This is a genomic window from Pseudomonas sp. NPDC089395 (genome assembly GCF_044749525.1).
GTDB lineage: Bacteria > Pseudomonadota > Gammaproteobacteria > Pseudomonadales > Pseudomonadaceae > Aquipseudomonas.
Genome location: NZ_JBIVID010000002.1, coordinates 18636 through 44313, shown reverse-complemented (window position 1 = coordinate 44313; position 25678 = coordinate 18636). Strand labels below are relative to the sequence as shown.

Genomic DNA, 25678 nt, shown 5'->3' with positions numbered 1-25678 from the left:
ATTGCTCAGGCCGTAGAAACGGGCAAAACGCCATTGATGGCTCCAGGCCATTTCTAGCATCGAGCGAGGCATAGGCAAATGAAAACACCTGCCATCATCCACCCCACGCGCCACGCCTTCAAACTGACCGCGGTAACCGCGTTGATGGTCAGCCTCGGCCTGATTTGCGCAAGGGCCTCCTCGCTCGATGACGTGAGCCAGCCGCCGCCGACGGACCCTTCGCACTACGACGACCAGCCGGCCGACCCCAATCCGGCTCTGCTGGACCTGTTCAACCTGCCGGAAGCCAACGAGGGCTCGCTGGAACTGAAGGATGGCGTGTTCGGTGACCGCTCGACCAACCGTGTCGACAACGTGCTGCAACCGTTGCAGCAGACATCGCGCAACTACCCCACCAATGGCATGCCAAGCCCGTTGTTCGGCGCGCAGCCGTTCACCCAGCAACTGTTATTGTTCGAAGAATTCGGCCCGGAAAAACTCGACCCCAGCCTGCCACCGCCGAGCTTGACCTTCCCGGTCCCCACCTTGGGCGCTGCTCCCGCGCAGGACCCTGACGTGGTGGCCCGCAGCAGCCCCAACGGCAATGCCCTGGAAGCCTTCCTCAAGCAACCGGGCCTGTTCCCGTTCCCGACCCAGTACTCCAACGTACTCGATCGCAACCCCTGGAAAGCGCAGATCGAGCTGTTCCTCAACCGCAACTCGGTAGGCTCGCCAGCCGAAGGCCGGCCACCAGGAAAAGGCTGGTCGCACCAGCGCTGGAACGAGTTCTACCCCCAGGCAGCGTTCAAGACCGCGCAGGCCGGTGCGCGCATCAACCAGGGGCTGCGTGACCGCAAGCAGTTGCACAACTACGCGGTCGGTGAGTTCGGGCCTGGCGGGCTGTATTACCAGACCTCGGATATCCCGACCACCACCGGTACCACTAAAGGCATCGACACGCGCTTTCACCCGAACTTCCCGTTGCAGAACCACAAGTCGCTGTGGACCTTCGACGGCACCTTCCCGCCGAAACTGCTGATGGTGCGCTATGGCCAGCCGATCCTCATGCGCCATTACAACGCGCTGCCGATCGACCCTGCAGCGAACGCAGGTTTCGGTCTGCACACCATCTCGACCCATGAACACAACGGCCACTCCCCGGCCGAAAGCGATGGCTTCGCCAACGCCTACTTCTTCCCCGGCCAGTACTACGACTACCGCTGGCCGGTGCAGCTGGCCGGCTACGACACCATCAACACCCGCGCCCAGGACCCACGCGCGGCGTTCCCTTGCGCACCGGGGGAAACCCTGTTCGTCAACGATGCTTCGCCAGGCCTGAAGACCTGCGAGAACGGCAGCATCAAGATTCGTGGCGACTGGCGCGAAACCATGAGCACCCACTGGTTCCACGACCACATGATGGATTTCACCGCGCAGAACGTCTACAAGGGCAACGCCGTGATGATGAACTACTACAGCGCCCTGGACCGTGGCAACGAGGCACTGCAGGACGGCGTCAACCTGCGCTTCCCCAGCGGCACCGCCATGCCATGGGGCAACCGCGACTATGACGTCAACCTGGTGATCGCCGACAAGGCCTGGGATCAGAACGGCCAGCTGTGGTTCAACCCGTTCAACACCGATGGCTTCCTGGGTGACCAGATCCTGGTCAACTGGCAGTACCAGCCCAAGCTCAAGGTGCGTGCGCGCAGCTACCGCTTCCGCATCCTCAACGGTTCGGTTTCGCGCTACTTCAAGTTTGCCGTGGTGCGTGAAATCGCCGGCAACAGCGGCGAGTTCAAGGGGCCATCGGGCTCCAACCTGTCCTACGCGCGGGTGCCGTTCCACATGATCGGCAACGACGGCAACATCATGGAACACGCCGTACCGTTCGACGGCAGCATGGACCTCAACGGCGACGGCGACCGCCAGGACAACAACGGCATCCTGCCGCTGCAAGGCATCGCCGAGCGCTACGACATCATCATCAACTTCGCCAAGAACGGCATCAAGGCGGGCGACAAGCTGTATTTCGTCAACCTGGAAGAGCATGACACCGGCAAAGGCCCGAAACAGACCATTTCGTTGGCCGATGTCCTGTCGGAGAAATACAAGGCGGTGATCAAGCAGACCAGCAAAGGCCCTGAGTGGGACAAGGGCGACCCGGTGGTCGGCAAGTTCCTGCAACTGCTGGTGCAACCCTACAGCGGCCAGGACGTGAGCATGGACCCGACTGCCTACGAACCGGCCAAACCGGGCAAGGCCGAAGGCCTGAAGATGATTCCGCTGACCATCGACCGCACCGCCGCAGCCGACAAGGACAAGCTCAAGGCCGCCCGGCACCGCGAGTTCATCTTCGGCCGTTCCGATGGCACCGACACCGCGCCCTGGACCATCAAGACCGACGGTGGCTTCGGCTACAGCATGGACCCACGGCGCATCAACGCCGCCGCGCAGCTGTCGAGCGAAGCGACCGATGGCGGCTTCAGCGGTGACGGTACCCTGGAAGTGTGGAAGATCAAGAACGGCGGCAACGGTTGGAGCCATCCGGTGCATGTGCACTTCGAGGAAGGCGTGATCCTCAGCCGCGACGGCAAGACACCGCCCGAGTGGGAAAAATGGGCACGCAAGGACGTCTACCGCATCGGCCCGGATGCCGACTCTTCCGAAGAAGTGGAAATGGCCATTCGCTTCCGCGAGTTCGCCGGGACTTACATGGAGCACTGCCACAACACCCAGCATGAGGACTCTTCGATGCTGCTGCGCTGGGACATCGAGCACCCTGGCCAGTTCCAGGTGATGCCGACACCACTGCCGGGTTGGGACGGTGTGCAATATGCCCCTTCGGTGGGTCTGCCGACCTTCCGCACCGCCAGCAACAACAATAACGGTGAAGACGACACCAACAAGCCACCGGTGGCGGTCAACGACACGGCCGCGACCACAGCCGGCAAGCCTGTCGTGATCAACGTGCTGGCCAACGACACCGACCCTGACCGCAACCTGCCGTTGACCGTCAGCGGCCTGAGCCAGCCGGATTCGGGCAAGGGAACGGTCAGCACCGACGGCACCCTGGTCACCTTCACCCCGCCAGCCACGGTCACCACGCCGTTCACCGCCAGCTTCAACTACTCGGCGCGTGATGCCAAAGGGGCTGAATCGCTGGTACCGGCCACGGTGAGCGTGGCGGTCGGTCCGGCAGTGGTGGCGGACGAGATCCAGGTGAGCAGTGCCACGGTGCAGGTGCGCAGCAACGACCGCTACACCTGGGAGTTGTCGGGTACCACGTCGGTGGCCACTGGCAACAGCATCACGGTCACGGCCAACACTAGCAGTGGGCCGTTGAACCTCGGTACGGCGACGCTTACTGCGTCCACCAGTGGCGCACGCTGGCGGTTGTCGACGACCACCACCGGCAATGCGCCGGCCACGACGGTGACGGTGAAGTCGGCGCTGGGCCAGAGTGTGACCGCGCCGGTCAGCGTCAAGTAAAGGCGGGGCCGCGTGGCGGCCCATCGCCGGCAAGCCGGCTCCCACAGGGATCGAAGCGCTGCAAAATCCTGTGGGAGCCGGCTTGCCGGCGATGAGGCCCGAACACCCCCTACAAGACCCAAAGAGGACTGCATGATGACCGGTTCATGGCGTGTTCTGCTCGCACTCTCCCTGTTCGCGGCCAGCACCTACTACTGGCCGTTGAAACCGCCCCTGCAAGCCCAGCCGCACGTCCAGGTAGAGTCCGAATCCACCACGCCCTGGGGTGCCAACTATTTTCCCAACACCCCGCTGGTGACCCAGGACGGCCAGAAAGTGCGCTTCTTCGACGACCTGATCAAGGACAAGGTCGTCGCCATCAATTTCATCTTCACCGGCTGCTCCGACTCCTGCCCGGTGGAAACCGCACGCCTGCGCCAGGTGCAGAAGATTCTCGGCGACCGGGTGGGCAAGGACATCTTCTTCTACTCGATCAGCATCGATCCCTACAACGACACCCCAGCCACCCTCAAACGCTACGCCGAGAAGTTCGGCATCGGCCCCGGCTGGACGCTGCTCACTGGCGAGCCCGATGACATCGAACAACTGCGCCGGCGCCTGGGCCTCTATATAGAAGGGCTGGAAAACGGCCGCTCGAAAGACCACAACCTGAGCCTGATCATCGGCAACCAGAGCACCGGCCGCTGGATGAAAGCCTCGCCGTTCGAGAGCCCCTACATCCTCGCCGACCGCCTGGGCAACAGCCTGCACAACTGGAAGCAGGCCACAGCCTCGGCCAACGACTACGCCAGTGCCCCGCAAATCCGCCCGCCCAGCAGCGGCGAGCAGATCTTCCGTACCCGCTGCTCGTCCTGCCACACGGTGGGCAACAACGAGCCCGGACAACCCGGCATCGGCCCTGACCTGCTGGGGGTGACCGCCCAACGCGACCCCCGCTGGCTGTCCCGCTGGCTCAAGGAGCCAGACCAGATGCTGGCAGAAAAAGACCCGTTGGCCACCCTGCTCTACGAGCAATACAACCGCCTGGCCATGCCCAACATGCGCCTGGGCGATGCCGAGGTGACCGCGCTGATCAGTTACCTTGAAGAGGAAACGGCGCGACTACGGGCGCCCCTGGCAGATCGCGGCAACCCTTGAGCGTCACTCGATCAACGACCCGCGCCCAGCTCGACCCACACCGGCGCGTGGTCGCTGGCCTTGGGCTCGTTGCGCACCCAGGCATCGACGCCCGCCCGCTTCAGGTAAGGCGCAAGATCGGGGTTGAGCAGCAAGTGGTCGATGCGCAAGCCGGCATTGCGCGCCCAGTGATTGCGAAAGTAGTCCCAGAAGGTATATACGCGCTCGTCCGGGTGCAGATGGCGTATGGCATCGACCCAGCCCTGCGCCAGTAGCTGCTGGTAACACCCGCGCGACTCCGGCTGCAGCAGCGCGTCCTTCAACCAGGAGCGTGGGTTGTAGATGTCCAGGTCGGTGGGCACCACATTGAAGTCCCCCGCCAGCACCGTCGGGTGGCCGCTGCCATGGAGGCTGCGCGCATGCGCGATCAGGCATTCGAACCAGCGCAGCTTGTAGTCGAACTTCGGTCCAGGTTGCGGGTTGCCGTTGGGTAGATACAGGCAGGCCACCAGCACCCCGTGCGCCGCTGCTTCCAGGTAGCGACTCTGGCTGTCGTCTTCCATGCCGGGCAGACCTCGGCGCACCTCCAGCGGCTCGCTGCCACGCGCCAGGATCGCCACCCCGTTCCACGACGGCTGACCCTGGTAGAGGCAGCCGTACCCCGCCGCTTCCAGTTCCTGGCGAGGGAACTGTTGGTCAGGCGCCTTGAGTTCCTGCAGGCAGGCGATATCAGGCTGTTCCCGGTCGAGCCACGCCAGCAGCGCCGGTAGGCGGCTGCGAATACCGTTGAGGTTGAAGGTGGCGATCTTCAGCGCTTTCATGGATTGGTTCGCTCACTGGAGATATCTGATCGAGCCCTTTGCATGTGTGAGCCCTGCCCTGACGCAACGTTCAATCGCTGTGCGGTTAGTCGATATGGACGATCCGGATCCGGCTCACCTTGATTATCGTCGTATACCCGTGGGCTGCTGCCCGTCTACCGATGATGACCATGACTGGAGAGCCTATGAAGGTGCTGGTAAGTGTCAAACGCGTGGTCGACTACAACGTGAAAGTCCGCGTCAAGACGGACCATTCCGGCGTCGACCTGGCAAACGTCAAGATGTCCTTGAACCCCTTCTGCGAAATCGCCGTGGAAGAAGCCGTGCGCCTGAAAGAGCAGGGTGTGGCGAGCGAGATCGTGGTCGTTTCTGTCGGCCCAGCCGGCGTCCAGGAGCAGCTGCGTACCGCACTGGCGCTGGGGGCTGATCGTGCCATCCTGGTCGAAGCCGACGATGAACTGAATTCTCTGGCCGTGGCCAAGGCGCTCAAGGCCGTGGTCGATAAAGAGCAGCCGCAGCTGGTGATTCTCGGCAAGCAGGCCATCGACAGTGACAACAACCAGACCGGCCAGATGCTGGCCGCGCTGACCGGTTTCGCCCAAGGCACCTTCGCCTCCAAGGTCGAAGTCGCCGGCGACACGCTGAACGTCACCCGTGAAATCGATGGCGGCCTGCAGACCGTCGCGCTGAACCTGCCGGCGATCGTCACCACCGACCTGCGCCTGAACGAGCCGCGCTACGCGTCGCTGCCGAACATCATGAAGGCCAAGAAGAAGCCGCTGGAGACCGTGACTCCAGACGCGCTGGGCGTATCGCTCGCTTCCACCAACAAGACCCTGAAAGTTGAAGCGCCAGCTGCACGCAGCGCGGGTATCAAGGTCAAGTCGGTGGCCGAACTGGTCGAGAAGCTGAAGAACGAAGCGAAGGTGATCTGAATGACTATCCTGGTTGTCGCTGAATACGAAGCTGGTGCCATTGCCCCGGCTACCCTGAACACTGTTGCCGCAGCCGCCAAGATCGGGGGTGATGTGCACGTGCTGGTCGCAGGTCAGAACGTCGGTGGCGTCGCTGAATCCGCGGCCAAGATCGCGGGTGTGGCCAAGGTGCTGGTGGCCGATAACGCCGCCTACGCCCACGTCCTGCCGGAAAACATCGCGCCGCTGATCGTCGAGCTGGCCAAGGGCTACAGCCACGTGCTGGCCCCGGCCACCAGCAACGGCAAGAACATCCTGCCGCGCGTTGCTGCGCTGCTGGACGTCGACCAGCTCTCCGAAATCATCTCGGTAGAATCAGCCGACACCTTCAAGCGTCCGATCTATGCCGGTAACGCCATTGCCACCGTGCAGTCGAGCGCTGCAGTCAAGGTCATCACCGTGCGTACCACCGGTTTCGACGCCGTGGCCGCCGAGGGTGGTTCCGCTGCCGTTGAAGCGGTTGCTGCGGCGCACAATGCCGGTATCTCTGCCTTCGTCGACGAAGCGCTGGCCAAGTCCGACCGACCAGAGCTGACCGCTGCCAAGATCGTCGTTTCCGGCGGCCGTGGCATGGGCAACGGTGACAACTTCAAGCACCTGTACAGCCTGGCCGACACGCTCGGCGCCGCCGTCGGTGCCTCGCGCGCCGCGGTCGACGCAGGCTTCGTGCCCAACGACATGCAGGTCGGCCAGACCGGCAAGATCGTTGCGCCACAGCTGTACATCGCCGTCGGTATCTCCGGCGCGATCCAGCATCTGGCCGGCATGAAGGACTCCAAGGTGATCGTTGCGATCAACAAGGACGAGGAGGCGCCGATCTTTCAGGTGGCTGATTACGGGCTGGTGGCTGACTTGTTCGAAGCGGTGCCGGAGCTGCAAGAACTGCTTTGAAGCCACTGGCCTCATCGCCGGCGCAGGCAAACACAAGGTAACTGGAAGCCTGCTCCCACAGGACTACCTCAGCTCTCAAAGCCTGTGGTGGACCTGTGGGAGCGGGCTTGTCCCGCGAACACCGGCAAAGCCGGTGCCATCCACCGCCCTCGCGCTGACAGGGCTTGGCGAAAGCACACCAGCCCTGGTTTTTCAGCGACCTCTAACGTACCCCCGGCCACCCCTGAAAACTCGGCATGATGCTCATGCACCCCGGAATATGCCTGCAGGCCTTGGCCCCGGCGGACTCTGGCAACGGCGAGGCCAGCAATGTCAGGCCAATGACCAGCGCCACCAACAAGGGCACGCTGTACACCATAAAGCGCTGCAGTTTCATCGCCACCCTCCTCCTCCGACTGCCCCGCCCGCTGCGCGGGCAGGGCCTTGGGTTGCTCAACGCTCATCCACGGTAACGATCTCGCGACGCTCGGCCATGCTCGCCGGCACCTGGTCCTCGTCGGTGAAGAACTGCTGGTACCACTCGCGCAGCTGGTACACCGGGCCATCGTTCTCGGCCAGCACCGGCTTGTCGATACGGGCCTTGTGCTTCCAGATGTCGACGTCCTGGTAGAACGAGGTGCGGTTGCCCATGACATAGGCCTTGGCGATTTCGATGTTCTGCTCTTCAGTCCAGCCCGGCACGCGCTTGACCATGCAGCCAAAGCGCAGCACGAAGCTGTCCGGGGTCACCGGCACGTGGCTGTTGAGCAAAATTGCATGCACCCGCACCTCGCCGAACATCGAGCTCAGCTCGGTGAAGTGGGTAGCCGGGCCGTAGTAGGCCGATGGCGCGATCAGGTCGCCGCCCAGGCGCTCGGAATCACCGTGGAAGATCTGGTGGCCGATGTGCCCTTCGAACACGTTGGCGAAGTATTTGGTGGGCGTGCCGTGCACCGGCCCGAAATGCTGGGCATCCACCAGGTTGTCGACCAGCTCGCGCGGGTTGGTCTCGATCAGCATGGTGTCGATGTTCCAATCGTGAATCCACTCCGGGTCATCCATCTGCGGCAGGTGCGGAATCACCACGCCCTCCTTCGGCGGTCGGCCTTCGGGGTTGTTCCAGACGAACAGCAGGTTGTTCTCCACGCAGGTCAACCAGCTGCGGGTCTTGGCCTTCGGGGGAATACGCTTGCAGTAAGGGATCTCCACGCATTTGCCGCGGGTGTCGTACTTCCAGTGGTGGAACGGGCACACCACGGTGTCGTTCTCGATGGTGCCCTGGGACAGGTCAGCGCCCATGTGCGGGCAATAGGCGTCGAGGATGCTGATGTCGCCGGCACTGCTGGCGAAGGCCACCAGGCGCGTGCCGAAGATGTTCAGGGTATGCAGCTTGCCGTCACGGTAGTCATCGGCCACGCCCAGGCAGTGCCAGCCCCTGGCGTAACGGTGGGTGCGCTGGGCGCTGTCGATGGAGAGTTCGGCGAGTTTGGTCATGTTGTTGTTATTCCTGTGTTGAGTACGCCATTCACCGGCAATGCCCCTGCTCGGGCAGGGGAAATACCTGGCGAACATCTTTGAGCAGCGCTGCCGGGCCCTCATCCTCCAATTGGACTAGGCCCGGCCTGGCCAGGGGTTACTGGCCAAAGCGCCGCGCCGCTTCCGGGCCAAAGTCGCGTGGGCTGAAGCCTGGGCGGTTGAGCTGGTAGCCGTTGCGCTGCTCGTTGATCAGGTTGAACGCCAGGTAGCTGCCGGCGTTGAGGTCGTGGTACAGGCCCACACCAGCCTGCGGGCGCTGGGTCTCGTAGGCGTAGAAGTAGTTGACCATCGAGGTGCGCCACAGCTCGCCGCGGTTGTCGTAGTTGTCGGCCAGCATCGGGAACCAGGTGTCTTCGTCGATGTACAGCTTGCGTTTGCCGTACAGGTGGCGATAGCCAGGCTTGAGGGTGCCTTCCAGCTCCCACACCCGATGACGCTCGTAGCGCATCGCCTCGGGGTTGAGGTGGCCCGGCGTGAGCAGGCTGGCGTATTTCAGCTCGGGGGCGTGTACCCGGTAGGCGTTGTAGGGAATGAACATTTCCCGCTTGCCGACGATTTTCCAGTCGTAGCGTTGCCCCGAGCCGTTGAACAGGCGCACCTCGTCCACGGTGATCGAGCCGCCACTGCCGGGGAACGACATGTCGAAGCCGTACCCCGGCGACTGCCGCACCCGGCGCGTGCCCGGGTCGTAGCGCCAGGCCTGGCGCGGTTCGGTCTTGTCGTTCCAGAACTCGGTGCCGGTGTTGATCTCGCCCTTGTCGCGCTGCGGCAACAGCGTTTCGTTGAGGTAGAACGACGAGTTGCCCACCGTCTCGCCGACCTGGCCGGGCGCCAGGGCAGGCGCCAGGTTGCGCGAATGCACCCGGCCCCAGTTGATGTTGCCGTCCTTGAGCACATAGGCGTTGTCGGAGACGTATTCCTCGGTCCAGGCGCGCAAGGTGAAGGTCGAGGCGTTCTTCAGCAGCTCCAGGCCACTGCGCGGCACCGGGAACGGCGTGCCGCCGGTCTTGCCGACCACGCCCTCGCCGTCGTCCACCAGCTTGGCCGTCCTGGCGTTCTCGCGGGTCGCCTGGCATACCGCATCGTCGAAACGGAAGTCCCGGTGGCTGGGGTAGATCGGCATCTTGTAGGTCGCCGGGTACAGCTTGAACAAGGCCTTCTGCCCGTCGGACAGCACGTCGGCGTATTGGGCCAGGTTATCGGCGGTAATCACGAACAGCGGCTTTTCATCGGCATAGGGGTCGACGGGGTGATGCCCGGTGCCCTTGAACGCCACCTGGGGCGGCGTCCCCAGCCACTTGCCGGAAAACGCAGGGATACTGCCGTCGGCATTGCCGGCAGGGTCGGCGCCCAGGCAGGTAAGGTCCTTGCCCAAGCGTTCGACGTCCTCCGGGGCGGCCTGGACGGTGCCTGCGAAGGTGCCCAGCAGCAAGGCCAGGGCCAGGCCCTGCGGGGCGAAACCGGCGGCCGATTTACGGTCGGTCATTGTTGTTCTCCTTGGTTACCGATGGCGGTGGCCCAGTATCGGCAGGCCTTCGGGCCAGGAGCATCGTCCGCTCGGACTAACGCATTTTTACCCCGCGACCGCTGCGCCCGTCGGTGCCGGCAATGGCCCGGGCTGCCCCAGGGCAACCACGCTGTTGAGCATGATTCGCACAAGCTCCGTCTGGCGCCGTACCCCCGTCTTGGAGAAGATCGAACGCAGGTGCGCCCGCGCGGTGTTGCGCCGAATGTTCAGCCGCTCGGACGCCTCCTCCAGCGACAAGCCATTGGCCAGTTCCAGCGCCAGACCGGTTTCGGCAGGCGTGAGGTTGTACAACTGCGAGGTGACCACATTGCTCACCAGCGACTTGCCCACGGCATCGCGCACATACACCACCACGGTCGGCTTGCCTTTGCCCTCCACCAGCTCCTGGGACGGGATCAGCTCGACCACCACCCCCAGGTTGACCTGCCCGGAGGGCCGCGACACCGACATGGCCTCGGCGCCCTGCTCCGCCTTGTCGCCCTGTCGGCTACGCATGAACGCATTGCGCACCAGCCGTGTCAGTTCGCGGTTGTCGCTCGGGTAGGTCGCTTCAAGCCGGCCGCCTATCAACTTCAAACCGTCGTTGCTGCCGAGTATTTCCCGGGCGACCGGGTTCAGTTGCAGCACATGGCCGTTTTCATCGAGCACGATGGTCGCCACCGCCAGGCGGTTGATGGTTTGCGAGTACAGACTGCCCAGCGAAGCGCTGCGGTCGAGCAAGGTGTGCATGTGCACTGCCCGACGCAGGTGCGGAATGAGCATCGCGCACAGTGCCCGCTCGACCTCGGCGAAGCGCGCCTGCTCCTGCGGGCGGTTGATCCGCAGGCGCAGCGTGCCGCCGTCAGGCATGCTGATATCGGCGCCGAGCATGTGGTAGCAGCCATAGGGCTGGCAGTACAGCAGGTAGAACGACGAGCTGGCCCACTCGGCATCGCTCATCAGGTCGTCGATGGTGAACACGGTGTCCAGCGCCAGGCGGTCGAACAGCGTGGACTTGTCGCAGTAGGCATAGTGGTTGAGCCCGCCCTCGCCCACCTCGACATCGCCCGCCACCATCATCGGCGACAGGAAGGGTTCATCCAGTACGCGCAGGATCAGCGTCACGAAGCTGGCCTGGAACAACCCGCGCAGTTGTCGCAGGGCCTCGTTCAGGCGCTGTGTGTCCAGCGCGGCGTCGTACATGTTACCGAGCAGGCGCTCGTAGTCGGCCAACTCGATACCCAGGTGTGCCAGCACCTGGGCGTTGGATAGCGTGGTATGCATGGACAGCCCCCCGTGCGGGCCGCTGCCGCCGGCCCGCGTTATTGTTGTAGTGGGTCAATTCGCCGGTGAATGCAGGGCCACGGCGGGTGCGGTGCGGGCCACCAACGGCCTGTCGCGGTCGAACCAGGCCGCCAGTGCCGGTAACAGGAAGATCGCCCCGAACACGTTCACCAGGAACATGAATGCAAGCAAAATGCCCATGTCGGCCTGCAGCTTGAGCGGCGCGAAGGCCCAGGTGCCCACCCCGATCGACATGGTCAGGGCAGTGAACACTGCAGCCGTGCCGCGCTGGCACATGGCGCGGTAGAAGGCGTTGCGCAGGTCCTGCCCCGCCGCCATTTCGTGCTGGATGCGCTCGTACAGGTAGATGCCGTAGTCCACGCCCACGCCAACCCCCAGGGCCATGACCGGCAAGGTCGCGACTTTCAGGCCGATGCCCAGCAGCGCCATCAAGGCGTTGCACAGCACCGCCACGATACCCAGCGGCACCAGAATGCACAGCACGGCGCGCAGCGAACGGAAGGTGAACAGGCAGAACAGCGCCACCGAGCAGAACAGCGCGGCGAGCATCCACACCTCGGCATGCTTGACCGCCTCGTTGGCGGCCGCCATCACCCCGACATTGCCGCCGGCCAGGTGGAACGACACCTGCGCCGATTGCAGGCCCGCGATCACCCGCCGCGCTTCGCTGACCACATGGGCCACGGTCGCCCCTTCGTGATCATTGAGGAACACCAGCACCTGCATGCGCCGGCAGCCGTCCGTCACCAGCCCGGCATCCGGCGTGTAGGCCATCGAGCCCTGCTGCAGGCCGCGCGACGAACCCGGGATCGCGGCCCAGCGCGGGTTGCCTTCGTTGTTGCCGGCGATCATCGCCTTGCCCATGCCGGCCACGCTCTGCACCGATTGCACCCCGGCGACGTGACGCATCTGGAAGTCGAACGCTTCCACGGCGCGCATCACCGCAGGCTCCAGACAGGCTTCGGCGCTGCCATGGGCCTGGACGAACACGGCCAGCACGTCCAGGCCGATCGAATAGCTGCCGACGATGCGCTGGTTGTCCTGGTTGTAACGCGAATCCGCACGCAACTCCGGGGCGCCCGCGCCGATATCGCCTACCGCCAGCTCCCGCGCCTTGACCACGCCCAGGCCCAACAGCACCAGGCTGACCGCGAACACCACCCGCGCCGGGCCCGGTTCGGCCACCGCCGAAAGCCACCACCACAGGCGATGCCGCGCGCCGGCCTGTGCCTGCCGCGCGCCGCCGTCCCGGCCAGCCTTCAGGTACGACAGGACCAGCGGCAGCAGCATCTTGTTGGTGACGATCATCAGCATCACCCCAAGGCAGGCGGTCACCCCCAGTTCATGCACGATCGGGATGTCGATCAGCATGATCACGGCAAAGCCCAGGGCGTTCATCAGCAAGGCCAGCGAGCCTGGGATGAAGATCTTGCAGAAGGCCGATTGCGCCGCCTGCCGCGCCGAGGCACCGGCCAGCACATCCTGCTTCCAGGCATTGGTCATCTGCACCGCATGGGACACGCCGATGGAGAAGATCAGGAACGGCACCAGCACCGACATCGGGTCGATGCCCAGCCCCAGCAATGGCAGCAGCCCCAGCAGCCAGACCACCGGCAACAGCGCCACCAGCAGGGCCACCAGGGTCATGCGCAGCGAACGCGAGTAGGCCCAGAGCAGCAAGGCGGTGATGACGAAGGCCACCACGAAGAACAGCAGCACCGTGTCGAGCCCCTCCACCACATCCCCGACCAGCTTGGCGAAGCCGACCACGTTGATCTCGATGTCCGGGCTGTTGTAGCGCGCGCGAATGTCTTCCAGGCGCTTGGCGACTTCTACATACGACACCGGCTGCCCGGTGCGCAGGTCGCTGTCCTGCAGGTCGGCACGCACCAGTGCAGAACGCTGGTCGTTGGCCAGCAGCCGCCCCACCTGGCCGGCCCGCGCGGCGTTGCTGCGGACCTTCTGCAGGTCTTCGGGCGTGCCGGCGTATTGGGGTGGCACCACCAGATCGCCGACGAACCCCTCCTCGGTGACCTCCACGTAACGCACATTGGGCGTGAACAATGAGGTCACACTCGGCCGGCTGACACCGTCGATAAAAAACACATCATCGGTGACCTGCTGCAGCACCTTGAGGAATGCCGGGTTGTAGATGTCGCCCTCGCCTTTCCAGCGCACGTTCACCAGCAGCCGATTGGCCCCAGTGAACACCCGGCTGAAGTCGAGGAAATTGAGCATGTACGCATGGCGGACCGGGATCTGCTTGTTGAACCCCGGGTCCAGGCGCACCTGAGTCGCGCTGTAGCCCAGGGCCAGGGTCACCAGCAGGAATAACGCCAGCCAGCCACGACGCCCCTTGAACAGCAACTGCGCGCAAGCTTGCACGGCGCGTTCGCTCCAGCTTGGCTTCATGGTTGCGGCTCCTGGCTGGCACTGGCCAGGCGTTGCTGCGCGCCCTGGTACACCCCCCGCTCACCGGCCACCACGAGGTGGCGCGGGTTGAGGCCCACTGCCGAAGTCAAGGTGCCGAGGCCCTGGCGTTGGTCGATGGTCACCAGGTTGCCTTGTGCATCCAGGCGGATCAGCCGGCTGCCGCCGCCGACCAGCACCAGCCCGGCGTCTTCCGGCAGGCGCGCATGGCCGTAGATCGGCTGGTCGCTGCCCACATCGATGCGCTGCCAGGTTTCGCCGAAATCACCACTGGTGAACACATGGCCACGCATGCCATAGGTCACCCAGCGCGAAGCCGACAGCCGTACCACGCCGAACAGGGAACCGTTGTAGAACGACGGCAGTTGCTGCCATTGCTGCCCACCATCGCTTGAGCGCAGTACCAGTCCCTGTTCGCCCACCAGCATCTGGCGGCCGTCGCTGCCGCCGTCCAGACCATTGAAGTGTGCGCCGTCACCGGGCATTTCCCGCGCTGTCCAGTGGACCCCGGCATCGGTCGAGACCAGGAACTTGCCATAGCTGCCGTAGGCCACCACCTGCTGGCCATCGCCGCTCCACACCCCCAGCAGTGGTTCACCGAGGCTGGCGTCCTGATGGGTTTCCTGCCAGCGCTGGCCGCCATCCTGCGAGCGCAGGATCCAGCCGTCATGCCCGACCGCCACCAGCACCTGCGGATTCAGGGCGATGACCCCGGTCAGCGTGGCAGCACGCCCACCACCCACCTCGCTGGCCTGCCAGCTGTGTCCGCGGTCGCGGCTGGTGAGCAGGGTGCCGCGTTCACCCACGGCGATCAGCCGGTCATCGGTGCTGAGCAGTGCATTGACCTGCACCCGGTCGGCAAGGATCTGGGTCACCGCCAGGGGTGCGGGTTGCCGAGGGGCGAAGGCAAAGGCGACGGCGGCAATGACAATGGCGCTCATGGCGTATCCGGTCAGCTGGCGCATGACGGGCTCCATGGCAATGCAGGCAGGCACGGGGCAGGCTTCATGGGATCATCCTCTTGGTGTTGTGCCAGGGATCATCCCGGCGCCCTGCCCCGGGCTACATCGTCCAAATGGCCTAGCCGGGTTTGCCTGGCCCGGCCCTATCGCCGGCAAGCCGGCTCCCACAGGGTAATCACTGTATTCAAGGGTGGTGCCCTACCTGTGGGAGCCGGCTTGCCGGCGATGAGGCCCTACAGTCTGGTCAAGGCAGCTCGAACAACCCGGCCGCCCCCATCCCGCCGCCAATGCACATCGCCACCACCACATAGCGCACCCCGCGCCGACGCCCTTCGAGCAGCGCATGCCCAACCATCCGCGCCCCTGACATGCCAAACGGATGCCCAATGGCAATCGCCCCGCCATTCACATTCAACCGGTCAGCCGGAATCTCCAGGGCATCACGGCAATGCAGCACCTGGCAGGCAAACGCCTCGTTGATCTCCCACAACCCGATATCCGCCACCGTCAGCCCGAACCGCTTGAGTAGCCTGGGCACCGCCAGCACCGGCCCGATCCCCATCTCCTGCGGCGCACAGCCTGCCACGGCAATGCCGCGGTAGATGCCCAATGGCGTCAACCCCCGCCGCTTCGCCTCGGCGCGGCTCATCAACAGGCTGGCGCAGGCACCGTCGGAAAACTGCGAGGCATTGCCCGCCGTGACGAACGCGCCCTCGCCGATCCACTTGCCGTCCTTCCACACCGGCTTCAGCGCCGCCAGGTCTTCCAGCCGCGTACCCGGCCGGTTGCATTCGTCGCGGTCGACCCGCACCCGCTGGTTCCCGGCAGCCTGGCCCTCCTTGTCGAACAGCAGCTTGTCGACCTCCAGCGCCACCAATTCCTCGTCGAACAGGCCATCGCGCTGGGCCGCTGCCGTGCGCAACTGGCTTTGCAGCGCGTACTCGTCCTGCGCGGCGCGGCTGATGCCATAGCGGCGGGAAACGATCTCGGCGGTTTCCAGCATCGGGATGTACGCATCCGGCATCACCTCCAGCACCGCCTGGGATTGCGCACGGTAGGTGTTCTTGTGCTTGGTCTGGGTCAGAGACAGCGATTCCACCCCGCCGCCAATGGCGATATTCAGCTCGCCACTGACAATGCCCTTGGCCGCCAGGCCGATGCTCATCAGGCCCGAAGCGCACATGCGGTCCACCGCCATGCCCGGCACGCTGTGGGGCAAGCCGCCGGTGTAGGCGCACAGGCGGCCAATGTTGTAGGCCTGGGTGCCCTGCTGCACCGCAGCACCCATGATCACATCGTCGATGGCCTCGGCTTCCACCCCGGCCCGTTCCACCACAGCCCGCACCACATGCCCGCCCAGCACGGGCGCCTCGGTATCGTTGAACGACCCACGGAACGACTTGGCCAGCGCAGTACGGGCGGTGGCGACGATAACGGCTTCATTCATGTCCATGACAGGCTCACTCGGCAACAGGGTTGAAGGTGTAACGGCTGATGGTGTCTACCACGCAGCCCGGGCGCGTTTCGCCCTCGATCTCGACCGTGACGCGCACCACCAGCTGCACACTGTCGCCCAGCGGTTCGGCACGCAGGATCTGGCCACGGCCACGCACTCGCGACCCGACCCGTACCGGTGCCGGGAAGCGCACCCGGTCCGAGCCGTAGTTCACGCCCATGGCCAGGTTGTCGATCACCAGCAGTTGCGGCAGGAACAGGTTGACCAGCGACTGGGTCAGGTAGCCGTGGGCGATGCAGGCACCGAACGGCCCAGTGGCCGCACGCTGCGGGTCGACGTGGATCCACTGGTAGTCACCGGTGGCCTCGGCGAACAGGTCGATGCGCTGCTGGCTGATGCTCAGCCACTCGCTGCAGCCAAGGTCAGTGCCCTCGGCGGCCAACAAGGCCGCGGCACTGTTGAAGGTGGGGCTCATGGCAATCTCCTCAGGCTTGCTGCGAACTGACCGACAGCACTTCGCCGACCATGTAGGAGGCGTAGTCGCTGGCCAGGAACATCATCACGTTGGCCACTTCCCAGACTTCGGCAGCACGGCCGAAGGCTTCGCGGCTGGCCAGGTTCGCCAACAGCGCTTGGCTGGAGGCCTTCTTGAGAAAGTCATGCAAGGCGATGGAGGGCGACACGGCGTTGATGCGCACACCCTGCTCGGCGGCTTCCAGGGCGCTGCAGCGGGTCAGCGCCATCACCCCGGCCTTGGCCGCGGCGTAATGCGCCTGCTCCTTCTGCGCCCGCCAGCCCAGCACCGAGGCGTTGTTGACGATCGCCCCCGTGCCGCGACGCTGCATGTGCGGCAGCATGGCGCGGGTCATGCGGAACGTGCCGGTCAGGGTCACGTCGATCACCCGGGACCATTCCTCGTCGGTCATCTCCACGACCGCCTTCTGGCCGCCCAGTCCCGCGTTGTTGATCAGCACATCGACGCCGCCAAGCAAACCTTCGGCGCGGTCGACCAGGGCCTGCACCTGGGCCTCGACGGTCACATCGCACAACTGCCCATAAATGCCCTGCAGGCCGGTTTCGGCCTTGAGCCGCTCCACCGCCTCTTCCAGGCGACGGGGGTGCACATCGGAAATCATCAAGGCACGGCAGCCTTCCTCGGCGCTGCGCCGGGCCGCCGCGTAACCGATTCCGGCCCCCGCGGCAGCGGTGATCAATACGGACTTGCCGGCCAGCAACTGGTGGCCGGGTACATAGGCTGGGGCTTGTTTCACCTGGGGTTCTCCTCAAAAGCGGTAGTGGCCAAGGGGCGGCTTCAGCTGCCCCAGACCTTCTGTGGCGCCGGCGCCTGGGCCAGCAGCTGCTCGATCACCGGGCCGATTTCCTGCACCTGCCAACGGCCACCCTTGTCCTCGGTGGTGCCGGTGCGCCAGCCATCGCCCAGCGATATCCGGCCACCCTGGCTTTCGAACACCTGCCCGGTCACCTGGCCCGACGCCTCGCTGCCCAGCCACACCACCAGCGGCGCGACGTTTTCCGGCGCCCAGGCATCGAAGCTGCCGTCATCCGGCGCCTTGACCACATCGGGCATGGCGCTTTCGGTCATCGCCGTGCGCGCGGCCGGGGCCAGGGCATTGGCGGTGATCCCGTAACGGGCCAGTTCCGTCGCTTGCACCAGGGTCAACGCGGCAATGCCGCCCTTGGCCGCGGCGTAGTTGGACTGGCCGACCGAACCCTGCAAGCCGGCCCCGGAACTGGTATTGATGATGCGTCCGGCCACGGGCGTGCCCGCCTTGGCCAGGTCGCGCCAGCGCCGGCCGAGGATGTTGGCCAGGCAGTAGTGTCCCTTCAGGTGCACGCGCATCACCAGGTCCCAGTCCTCTTCGGTCAGGCTGATGAACATGCGGTCGCGCAGCATGCCGGCGTTGTTGACCAGCACATGCACCTCGCCGAACGCCTCCAGTGCGGCATCGACAATGCGCTGGGCACTGTCGAGGGTGGTGATGTCGTCGCTGTTGGCGATGGCCTGGCCACCGCTGGCACGGATCTCGCCGGCCACGTCCTGCGCGGCCTCGGCGCGGATGTCATTGACCACCACCCGCGCGCCCTCGGCGGCGAACGCCTGCGCATAGGCACGCCCCAGCCCGCCGCCGGCACCGGTGATGATCACCGTGCGGCCTTCACATATCGCCATGTCTGACTCCTTTGAATGCTTGCTTGAAAGGTGCGCGCTACAGGCGCTCGATGATCGTTACGTTGGCCTGGCCGCCGCCTTCGCACATGGTCTGCAGGCCGTAGCGCCCGCCGCTGCACTCCAGCTCGTTGAGGAGCGTGGTGGTCAGCCGCGTGCCGGTGGCCCCCAACGGGTGGCCCAGGGCGATGGCACCGCCGTTGACGTTGGTGCGCGCCGGGTCGTAGTCCAGCTCCTTGCTCCAGGCCATGACCACCGAAGCGAAGGCTTCGTTGATCTCCACCCGGTCGATGTCGGCCATGCGCAGCCCGCTTCGCTGCAGCGCGCGGCGCGTTGCGGCGATGGGCGCGGTGAGGTGCCAGATCGGGTCATCGCCCAGCACCGTCAGGTGATGGATACGCGCCCTGGGAGTCAGGTCGTAGCGCTTGAGCGCAGCCTCCGACACCACCAGCAGCGCCGCCGAGGCATCGCAGGTCTGGCTCGACACGGCGGCGGTGATCGACGGGAACTGCGGGTCGACAGGCTGCAGCTCAGCCATTTTCGCCAGCGTCGTCTGGCGCGGCGTTTCATCAACGTGCAGGCCATGGCAGGCGACGATCTCGCGGGCAAAGCGCCCGCTGTCGATGGCCGCCAGCGCGCGCCGATGGCTTTCCAGGGCGAACGCCTCCATCTGCTCGCGGCTGATCTGCCAGTGATCGGCAATCCGCTGGGCCGCATAGAACTGGTTGACCGGCTGCGCACCGAAGCGTTGGCGCCAGCCCTCGCTGCCGGAAAACGGGTCGGCGAAGCCCAGCGGCTGCCCCGCCAGCATCGCCGAGGAAATCGGAATGCGCGTCATGGTCTGCACGCCGCCCACGGCGATCACGTCCTGGGTGCCGCTCATCACCGCCTGGGCGGCAAAATGCAGCGCCTGCTGCGACGAGCCACACTGCCGGTCGACGGTGGTGCCCGGTACCGACAGCGGCAGCCCGGCGGCGAGCCAGCTGGTGCGGGCGATGTCGCCGGCCTGGGCGCCGATGGTGTCGACGCAGCCAAAAATCACGTCGTCGTAGTCCTCGGCCGGAATGACGTTGCGCGTCACCAGCGCCTTGAGCACGTGCGCCCCCAGGTCGATGGCATGGACCTCGGCCAACGCGCCCTTGCGCTTGCCCGTGGGGCTGCGCAGCGCGTCGACGATATAAGCCTCAGGCATGGTTCACTCCTCGAAGGTATGCCCCGGCCCCAGCCGGGCGCCGTCGGCGAACAGGTAGGCGCCGACACGGGATTTGTGGAAACCGCGGTCACCCCAGGACGCATCCAGCGCCCAGGCCCGCTTCATGAACATCTGCAAGTCGACCTCCCAGGTGTACCCCATCGCGCCGTGCACCTGGATGCCCTTGCGCGCCGCCAGCCAGCTGGCCTCGCAGCAGGCCAGGCGGGCCTGCGACACCCACAGCGAGGCACCTGGCTGACCCTGGGCCAGGCCGTGGGCGGCGCGGTACAGCACCGGCTTGGCCTGCTCGATCTGCCGCGCCACATCGGCCAGGTGGTGCTTGACCGCCTGGAAGCTGCCGATCGGCTTGCCGAACTGCTTGCGCTGGGCCACGTAGTCCACCGACAGGTCGAGCATGCGCTGGGCCAGGCCCAGCAGTTGCCCCGCGACCGACAGCGCGCCGCGGTCCAGCAGTTGCGCCTGCAGGCGGCGGCCCTGTTCGCCGCTGGCCAGCAGCGTGGCCGGGGTCGGGTGCCAGCTGACCGCGCCGAGGCGCCGCGACGCATCGATGCTGGGTTGCGCCTGCACATCCACGGCTGCTCGCGGCACCAGGTGCAAGTCGTCGCCATCGGGCAGGATCAGCACCTCGGCCAGCTGGGCATCAGTGACCCGCGGGTTGATCGGGTGGTTGATCGCCAGGCGCAGGCTGCCTTCGGCGATGCGCGGCAGCAGCGCGGCGCGGGCCGGGTGTTGCGCATCGAGCCCAGCCAGCAGGCCGGCGGCCACGTAGGCGGTGTCGGCCAGCGAATCGGGGATGGCGTAGTAGCCCAGCTCCTGGGTCATCAGGGCCCAGGCCACATCGTCCATGCCCAGCCCGCCCTCGGCCTCGGGTACCGACAGCGCGGTGAGTCCCTGGGCGGCAATGCGGTTGCGCAGGTCCGGCGAGCGCCCGGCGTCGGTTTCCCAGATTTCCCGGAGCATTTCCGGCGCCGCTTCGGTCATCAGGAACCGGCTGATGGCTTCGCGAAACGACAGCTGGTCATCGGTAAAGGTGAAGTCCATGGCCTGTTCCTTACTTGGGCAGGCCGAGCATGCGCTCGGCGATGATGTTGCGCTGGATCTCGTTGGTACCGGCATAGATCGGCCCGGACTGGGCGAACAGGAAGCCGTCCAGCCAGCCCGCCGCGTCGTCCCCCGCTGCCGCGCTGGTCAGCAGCTCGGCACGCGCGCCGAGCAGGCGCATGGCGGTTTCGTGCATCTTCAGGTCGAGCTCCGACCAGATGATCTTGTTGATGCTCGATTCCGCACCGATCTGCTCGCCGCGGCCCAGCCGGCCGACGGTGTGGTACGCCGACAAGGCGTAGGCCTCGGCGCCCATCCAGCAGTCGAGCACCGCATCGCCCAGCGCCGGGTCGCGTTCTGCAGCCTGCGGGTTGGCCTTGAACAGCTCCACCAGCTTGCGCGCGGTGTGCTGGAAGCGTGCCGGCGAGCGCAGCAACAGCCCGCGCTCGAAGCCGGCGGTGGCCATCGCCACGTGCCAGCCCTGCCCTTCGGCGCCGATGCGGTTGGCCACTGGCACCCTGACGTCGTCGAAGAACACTTCGGCGAAGGCGTCCTTGCCGTTGAGTGCCTTGATCGGGCGAATCGTCACCCCCGGCGCGTCCAGCGGCACCATCAGGAACGACAGGCCATGGTGGCGAGTGGAGCCCGGCTCGCTGCGGAACAGGCCGAACAGCCAATCGGCGAAGATCGCCCGGGTCGACCAGGTCTTCTGGCCGTTGAGCACATAGTGGTCACCGTCGAGCAGCGCCTTGCTGGAGATCGCGGCCATGTCGGAGCCGGCATTTGGCTCGGACCAGCCCTGCGCCCACATGTCCAGGCTGGCGGCCATGCGTGGCAGGAACCTGCGCTTCTGCTCGGCGGTGCCGAACTCCATCAGGGTCGGGCCCAGCAGCAGTTGGCCGTTCTGGTTGACCCGCATCGGCGCCCCGGCGCCGTAGTATTCCTCTTCGAAAATCAGCCATTCGGTGAGGTCGCAGCCGCGCCCGCCGAGTTCGGCCGGCCACATCACCATCGACCAGCGGCTTTCGAACAGCTTGGCCTCCCAGGCACGGTGCTGCTCGAAGCCCTCGCGGGTGTCGTAGCTGGCCAGCGGCTCGCGCGGCAGGTTGTGCGCAAGCCAGGCGCGCACTTCGGCGCGGAAGGCTTGCTGTTTGGGGGTGTAGGTCAGTTGCATGGCGCTCCCCTCAGAACTTCACGTCGCGTTTTTCGACGAAGGCCCGGCGGGTCTCGGCCGAGTCCGGGCTGGTGTAGGCCTGCAGGGTGAAGCCCTGCTCCCAGCGGTACTTGTCTTCCAGGTTGCCGTCCTCGATGCCGTTCAAGGCTTCCTTGGCCAGGCGGATCATGGCCGGGCTCTTGGCGGCGATGCGGGCAGCGATTTCAAGCGCGGTTTCGCGCAGTTGCGCCTTGGGCACCACTTGCTCGATGAAGCCGTAGGCCTGGGCCTCCTGGGCGCCGATGCTGGCGCCGGTGAAGAACAGGTAACGCACCTTCTGCACCGGGAACAGGCGCTGCAGGTGCGCACCGCCGCCCATGGCGCCGCGGTCGACCTCGGGCAAGGCGAAGGTCGCGCAGTCGGCGGCGACGACGATGTCGGCCGCGCCGGTGATGCCAATGCCACCGCCGAGCACGAAGCCATGCACCGCGACGATCACCGGCACCGGGCTGCGGTGCACGGCCTTGAAGGTCTCGTAGTTGCCCGCGTTGACCGCGACAATGCGTTCGGGATAGGCGTCCAGCTCCTTGATGTCGACACCGGCGCAGAACCCGCGCCCCTCGGCGCGGATCACGATCACCCGCACCTCGGGGTTGCTGCCCAGGGCATTGATCTGCGCCGCCAGGGCAAGCCATTGCTGGCTGTCCAGGGCGTTGACCGGGGGTTTGTCGATCACCAGTTCGGCAATGCCCTGGTCGATCTGGGTGGTAAAGGCCGAGGTCATGAACGTTCTCCACTTAAGGCCAATCGGTCGTTGATAGCTGCCGGGTTCTGTTCCGGGCAGCGTGCAAGCAAGGCGTCCAGGCACTGCGCAGCCTCGGTGGCGATGCCTTCGATCACCTCGCGGCAGCTCAGCACTTCGCCGATGGCCGCCGCCACCTGGCCACTGGGCAAGATGCCGTCGTCCGGCAGGCCGTCGACCATCGAGCGCTGCAGCAGCACCGGCTGGTTGGCGGCCATGACCACCTGGGACAGGGCCGCAGGGTCTTCACGCAGGGCCCGCAGGAACACCGCGCCCATGTGCGCCAGGCTCATGCCGGTCTGCTGTTTCCAGTGCCAGGCACTGCCCAGGGCGATGCGCAGGCGGCCGAACGGCCCGGCCTGCTCCAGGCGGTTGATGAAGCGGTTCTCGATCATGCGGTGGCGCATGCCGTCCACGGCGGTGGTGACCCGTACCTGCTGCGGGTCGTTGACCTTCAGGTAGCGCGCCAGGGTGGCCTGCGGCGTGGGCGATTCGCGGGTCATCAGGAACCGTGTGCCCATGGCGATACCGCTGCCACCGGCCGCCAGTACCGCCGCCAGGCCGCGCCCAGTGGAGTGCCCGCCAGCAGCGATCACCGGCACGCGTACCGCCGCCAGCACCTGCGGCAGCAGGATCGTACCCGGCACACCACCGGTATGACCGCCGCCCTCGCCGGCTTGCAGGGTGATCAGGTCGGCGCCCAGTTCCTGGGCCTTGAGCGCATGCTTGAGGGCACCGACGGTGGGAATGCACAGCACGCCGGCCGCCTTGAAGCGGGCGATGGTCTGGGCATCTGGCCCACGTCCGTAACTGACGGCGCGCAGGCGATACCGGATGGCCAGGTCGACGCACTGCGCCGCGTTGTCCTGGAACATGTGGAAGTTGAGGCCGAAGTTGCTGCCGCCGGTGGCATCGATCACCTTGCGCACCTCGCCTTCCAGCGCATCGGCGGCGATGGTCGCCCCGGCCAGGAAACCGAAGCCACCGGCCTGGGTGGTCGCGGTCACCAGCTTGGCGTCGGAGACCCAGCCCATGGCCGTCTGCACGATCGGGTAGCGACAGCCCAGCGCCTCGGTCAGTGGCGTGCTCATCCAGCGGCTCACGAACGCCCCCCTTCAGGCTGCGCCGCCTGTTTGTTGGCCTGGGCCATGCCCTTGGCGTCGAAGCCGCCGAGCTTGTCGCCGGACAGCAGTTCGTTGTGGGCATGGGCGAAGTGGTGCCAGGCGAACGCCGCATCCATGGCCGTGCGCTTGCCCTGCAGGTCTTCGACGTGGTTGATCGCCTGCTTGGTGAGCGCCAGGCCCATGCGCGGCTGGCGGGCGATGTTGGCGGCCAGTGCATAGGTGGCGGCCTCCAACTGGTCGCGGGGCAGCACGCGGTTGACCATGCCCATCTGGTAAGCACGCTCGGCGCTCATGCGCTCGCCACAGAACAGGAACTCCTTGGCGATGCGCGGGTGCAACTCATAGGGGTGGGCGAAGTACTCGACCCCCGGAATGCCCATGCGCACCACCGGGTCCTGGAAGAACGCATCGTCGCTGGCGACGATCAGGTCGCACACCCAGGCCAGCATCAGCCCACCCGCCACACAGGCCCCATGTACCATGGCGATGGTCGGCTTGGGCAGCTCGCGCCAGCGCCGGCACATGCCCAGGTACACCTCCTGCTCACGGGCATACAGCTGCTCGCCACCGGGCTTGTTGGTGTGGTCCCACCACAGGTGCGCGCGCTCGAATGGTTTGTCGATGTCGCGCCCCGGGGTGCCGATGTCGTGGCCGGCGGAAAAGTGCCGGCCGTTGCCGCGCAGCACGATGACCTTGACGCTGTCGTCGTCCACCGCCTGGCGCAACGCGGCGTCCAGGGCGTAGGTCATCTGCGAGTTCTGCGCGTTGTTGAAGCCTGGGCGGTTGAGGGTGACCGTGGCTATGCCGTCGGCCACCGCGTACAGCACCGGCTGTTGGGTTTCATAGACCGCGTTGTCTTCGCGGCTGACGAACTGGCTGTCGCTGCTGTGCATGGTCGCCTCCTCAGGCCGGGCGGATGCCGGGCGGGTTGCCCTTGACGGCCGTGGCGCGCAGGCCATGGGGGTCCAGGCGGCGGATCAGCGCCAGTTGCTCAGCGGTTGGGGGCGCGGTTTCGCGCAGCTGCGCCGACTTGAGCAACGGGAAGCCGGTCTTGTCCTGCACTTCGTCGAAACTCACCCCAGGGTGCAGGGTGCGCACCTGCGCGGCGCGCTGCGGGCCCTCGAAGTCCAGGGTGCAGAGGTCGGTGATGACCTGGCGGATGTCCATCAGGTCACGGCGGGCACCTTCCGGCCAGCGTTCGGCCTTGAAGCCCACGCCCGAGACCATGTCCACCTCGCCACTGACGAACACCCGGGTGTTGTGGTTGGGCACGAAGAACGAGTTGATGTGGTTGATGCTGTTGCCCGGCAGCCCGCGCACGCCGAGCATGGCAGCCTTGGGCTTGTGGTAGTCGCCGACGCAGGACAGGTTGGTCTGGCCCCAACGGTCGATCTGGGTCGGCCCGATCATCGCGTGGCGCCGGCCGCCCCAGACGCACTCGAATACCCGCTCGAACGACAGGTAGCCGCTGTAGCGCGCCACATGCTCGCCGCGCGGCCCCAGGGGCAACGGCTCCTCGACCAGAAACGCCTCGCTGTCGGTCATCAGCAGTTCCGGGCTGTGGCTGAGCTTGGCCAGACTCGCGCCCAGACGCGGAATCACGCCCAGGCCCGAGGCAATGACCTCGCCGTTGCCGCGCCAGGCTTCGGAGGCGGCCACGATCATCAGCTCGGCCAGGGTGAAATCACAGGTAGCAGACATGCTTGGAC

At 65.8% G+C, this 25678-nt stretch carries 22 protein-coding genes; 4 read left to right on the top strand and 18 right to left on the bottom strand.

Features of this window, described 5'->3' with window-relative positions; all coding sequences use genetic code 11:
* The first annotated feature begins 78 nt into the window (after positions 1-78).
* Entirely contained in the window at positions 79-3471 is a 3393-nt protein-coding gene (locus tag ACIPZG_RS05175) for an Ig-like domain-containing protein (protein ID WP_400710998.1), read from the top strand.
* A gap of 135 nt (positions 3472-3606) precedes the next feature.
* Positions 3607-4608 (top strand): SCO family protein, encoded by a 1002-nt coding sequence (locus tag ACIPZG_RS05170; RefSeq protein WP_400712191.1) that lies wholly within the window; start codon positions 3607-3609, stop codon positions 4606-4608.
* A gap of 11 nt (positions 4609-4619) precedes the next feature.
* Here ACIPZG_RS05170 and xth read toward each other — a convergent pair whose 3' ends face one another.
* Entirely contained in the window at positions 4620-5408 is a 789-nt protein-coding gene (xth, locus tag ACIPZG_RS05165) for an exodeoxyribonuclease III (RefSeq protein ID WP_400710995.1), read from the bottom strand.
* Between the two features lie 185 nt (positions 5409-5593).
* Between xth and ACIPZG_RS05160 the strand changes: the two genes are divergently transcribed.
* Both ACIPZG_RS05160 and ACIPZG_RS05155 read left to right on the top strand, forming a co-directional pair.
* Positions 5594-6343 (top strand): electron transfer flavoprotein subunit beta/FixA family protein, encoded by a 750-nt coding sequence (locus ACIPZG_RS05160; protein WP_400710992.1) that lies wholly within the window; start codon positions 5594-5596, stop codon positions 6341-6343.
* Positions 6344-7273 carry an electron transfer flavoprotein subunit alpha/FixB family protein gene (locus ACIPZG_RS05155; protein WP_400710989.1) on the top strand — a complete coding sequence of 310 codons (930 nt, stop codon included), beginning with the start codon at positions 6344-6346 and terminating at the stop codon, positions 7271-7273.
* 202 nt (positions 7274-7475) lie between these two features.
* On the opposite strand, the gene ACIPZG_RS05150 is transcribed toward ACIPZG_RS05155, so the two are convergent.
* The 17 genes from ACIPZG_RS05150 to ACIPZG_RS05070 form a co-directional block, all read right to left on the bottom strand.
* Positions 7476-7649: a hypothetical protein gene (locus ACIPZG_RS05150; protein ID WP_400710986.1), complete on the bottom strand. Its 174-nt coding sequence runs from the start codon at positions 7647-7649 to the stop codon at positions 7476-7478.
* Between the two features lie 56 nt (positions 7650-7705).
* The gene (locus ACIPZG_RS05145; protein WP_400710983.1) at positions 7706-8746 is read right to left on the bottom strand and encodes a Rieske 2Fe-2S domain-containing protein; all 1041 of its coding nucleotides are present in this window, start codon (positions 8744-8746) and stop codon (positions 7706-7708) included.
* A 139-nt stretch (positions 8747-8885) separates the two neighbouring features.
* Positions 8886-10274: a DUF1329 domain-containing protein gene (locus ACIPZG_RS05140; RefSeq protein ID WP_400710980.1), complete on the bottom strand. Its 1389-nt coding sequence runs from the start codon at positions 10272-10274 to the stop codon at positions 8886-8888.
* Between the two features lie 87 nt (positions 10275-10361).
* Positions 10362-11579: a LuxR C-terminal-related transcriptional regulator gene (locus ACIPZG_RS05135; RefSeq protein WP_400710977.1), complete on the bottom strand. Its 1218-nt coding sequence runs from the start codon at positions 11577-11579 to the stop codon at positions 10362-10364.
* Positions 11580-11633: 54 nt separating this feature from the next.
* Positions 11634-14012: an RND family transporter gene (locus tag ACIPZG_RS05130; protein ID WP_400710974.1), complete on the bottom strand. Its 2379-nt coding sequence runs from the start codon at positions 14010-14012 to the stop codon at positions 11634-11636.
* On the bottom strand, positions 14009-14995 hold the full coding sequence (locus tag ACIPZG_RS05125) for a WD40/YVTN/BNR-like repeat-containing protein (RefSeq protein WP_400710971.1): 987 nt from the start codon (positions 14993-14995) through the stop codon (positions 14009-14011). Before ACIPZG_RS05125 ends, ACIPZG_RS05130 begins: the two co-directional genes overlap by 4 nt.
* Positions 14996-15236: 241 nt before the next feature.
* Positions 15237-16445: an acetyl-CoA C-acyltransferase gene (locus ACIPZG_RS05120; protein ID WP_400710968.1), complete on the bottom strand. Its 1209-nt coding sequence runs from the start codon at positions 16443-16445 to the stop codon at positions 15237-15239.
* A gap of 7 nt (positions 16446-16452) precedes the next feature.
* Positions 16453-16923 carry a MaoC family dehydratase gene (locus tag ACIPZG_RS05115; protein ID WP_400710965.1) on the bottom strand — a complete coding sequence of 157 codons (471 nt, stop codon included), beginning with the start codon at positions 16921-16923 and terminating at the stop codon, positions 16453-16455.
* A 10-nt stretch (positions 16924-16933) separates the two neighbouring features.
* Complete coding sequence (locus tag ACIPZG_RS05110) at positions 16934-17719, bottom strand: SDR family oxidoreductase (protein ID WP_400710962.1); 786 nt, start codon at positions 17717-17719, stop codon at positions 16934-16936.
* Positions 17720-17760: 41 nt separating this feature from the next.
* Positions 17761-18639 carry an SDR family oxidoreductase gene (locus ACIPZG_RS05105; RefSeq protein WP_400710959.1) on the bottom strand — a complete coding sequence of 293 codons (879 nt, stop codon included), beginning with the start codon at positions 18637-18639 and terminating at the stop codon, positions 17761-17763.
* A 37-nt stretch (positions 18640-18676) separates the two neighbouring features.
* The gene (locus ACIPZG_RS05100) at positions 18677-19828 is read right to left on the bottom strand and encodes an acetyl-CoA C-acetyltransferase (RefSeq protein ID WP_400710956.1); all 1152 of its coding nucleotides are present in this window, start codon (positions 19826-19828) and stop codon (positions 18677-18679) included.
* A 3-nt stretch (positions 19829-19831) separates the two neighbouring features.
* On the bottom strand, positions 19832-20890 hold the full coding sequence (locus ACIPZG_RS05095) for an acyl-CoA dehydrogenase family protein (protein ID WP_400710953.1): 1059 nt from the start codon (positions 20888-20890) through the stop codon (positions 19832-19834).
* A 10-nt stretch (positions 20891-20900) separates the two neighbouring features.
* Positions 20901-22064 carry an acyl-CoA dehydrogenase family protein gene (locus ACIPZG_RS05090; protein ID WP_400710951.1) on the bottom strand — a complete coding sequence of 388 codons (1164 nt, stop codon included), beginning with the start codon at positions 22062-22064 and terminating at the stop codon, positions 20901-20903.
* A gap of 10 nt (positions 22065-22074) precedes the next feature.
* Positions 22075-22827 carry an enoyl-CoA hydratase family protein gene (locus tag ACIPZG_RS05085; RefSeq protein WP_400710948.1) on the bottom strand — a complete coding sequence of 251 codons (753 nt, stop codon included), beginning with the start codon at positions 22825-22827 and terminating at the stop codon, positions 22075-22077.
* A complete protein-coding gene (locus ACIPZG_RS05080; RefSeq protein ID WP_400710945.1) occupies positions 22824-23948 on the bottom strand; it encodes an NAD(P)H-dependent flavin oxidoreductase in 1125 nt (374 codons plus the stop codon). Before ACIPZG_RS05080 ends, ACIPZG_RS05085 begins: the two co-directional genes overlap by 4 nt.
* Positions 23945-24862, bottom strand: a complete 918-nt coding sequence (locus tag ACIPZG_RS05075; RefSeq protein WP_008094661.1) for an enoyl-CoA hydratase — start codon at positions 24860-24862, stop codon at positions 23945-23947. Before ACIPZG_RS05075 ends, ACIPZG_RS05080 begins: the two co-directional genes overlap by 4 nt.
* Positions 24863-24872: 10 nt before the next feature.
* Positions 24873-25670: a CoA-transferase subunit beta gene (locus tag ACIPZG_RS05070; protein WP_400710942.1), complete on the bottom strand. Its 798-nt coding sequence runs from the start codon at positions 25668-25670 to the stop codon at positions 24873-24875.
* Positions 25671-25678 lie beyond the last annotated feature (8 nt).

Coding starts and splice junctions, on each gene's coding strand:
- ACIPZG_RS05085 (WP_400710948.1), bottom strand. CDS start 22,827: ATGACCTCGGCCTTTACCACCCAGATCGACCAGGGCATTGCCGAACTG.
- ACIPZG_RS05130 (WP_400710974.1), bottom strand. CDS start 14,012: ATGAAGCCAAGCTGGAGCGAACGCGCCGTGCAAGCTTGCGCGCAGTTG.
- ACIPZG_RS05145 (WP_400710983.1), bottom strand. CDS start 8,746: ATGACCAAACTCGCCGAACTCTCCATCGACAGCGCCCAGCGCACCCAC.
- ACIPZG_RS05170 (WP_400712191.1), top strand. CDS start 3,607: ATGACCGGTTCATGGCGTGTTCTGCTCGCACTCTCCCTGTTCGCGGCC.
- ACIPZG_RS05160 (WP_400710992.1), top strand. CDS start 5,594: ATGAAGGTGCTGGTAAGTGTCAAACGCGTGGTCGACTACAACGTGAAA.
- ACIPZG_RS05175 (WP_400710998.1), top strand. CDS start 79: ATGAAAACACCTGCCATCATCCACCCCACGCGCCACGCCTTCAAACTG.
- ACIPZG_RS05115 (WP_400710965.1), bottom strand. CDS start 16,923: ATGAGCCCCACCTTCAACAGTGCCGCGGCCTTGTTGGCCGCCGAGGGC.
- ACIPZG_RS05155 (WP_400710989.1), top strand. CDS start 6,344: ATGACTATCCTGGTTGTCGCTGAATACGAAGCTGGTGCCATTGCCCCG.
- ACIPZG_RS05135 (WP_400710977.1), bottom strand. CDS start 11,579: ATGCATACCACGCTATCCAACGCCCAGGTGCTGGCACACCTGGGTATC.
- ACIPZG_RS05095 (WP_400710953.1), bottom strand. CDS start 20,890: ATGGACTTCACCTTTACCGATGACCAGCTGTCGTTTCGCGAAGCCATC.
- ACIPZG_RS05070 (WP_400710942.1), bottom strand. CDS start 25,670: ATGTCTGCTACCTGTGATTTCACCCTGGCCGAGCTGATGATCGTGGCC.
- ACIPZG_RS05125 (WP_400710971.1), bottom strand. CDS start 14,995: ATGCGCCAGCTGACCGGATACGCCATGAGCGCCATTGTCATTGCCGCC.
- ACIPZG_RS05150 (WP_400710986.1), bottom strand. CDS start 7,649: ATGAAACTGCAGCGCTTTATGGTGTACAGCGTGCCCTTGTTGGTGGCG.
- ACIPZG_RS05090 (WP_400710951.1), bottom strand. CDS start 22,064: ATGCAACTGACCTACACCCCCAAACAGCAAGCCTTCCGCGCCGAAGTG.
- ACIPZG_RS05075 (WP_008094661.1), bottom strand. CDS start 24,862: ATGCACAGCAGCGACAGCCAGTTCGTCAGCCGCGAAGACAACGCGGTC.
- ACIPZG_RS05140 (WP_400710980.1), bottom strand. CDS start 10,274: ATGACCGACCGTAAATCGGCCGCCGGTTTCGCCCCGCAGGGCCTGGCC.
- ACIPZG_RS05105 (WP_400710959.1), bottom strand. CDS start 18,639: ATGGCGATATGTGAAGGCCGCACGGTGATCATCACCGGTGCCGGCGGC.
- ACIPZG_RS05100 (WP_400710956.1), bottom strand. CDS start 19,828: ATGCCTGAGGCTTATATCGTCGACGCGCTGCGCAGCCCCACGGGCAAG.
- xth (WP_400710995.1), bottom strand. CDS start 5,408: ATGAAAGCGCTGAAGATCGCCACCTTCAACCTCAACGGTATTCGCAGC.
- ACIPZG_RS05120 (WP_400710968.1), bottom strand. CDS start 16,445: ATGGACATGAATGAAGCCGTTATCGTCGCCACCGCCCGTACTGCGCTG.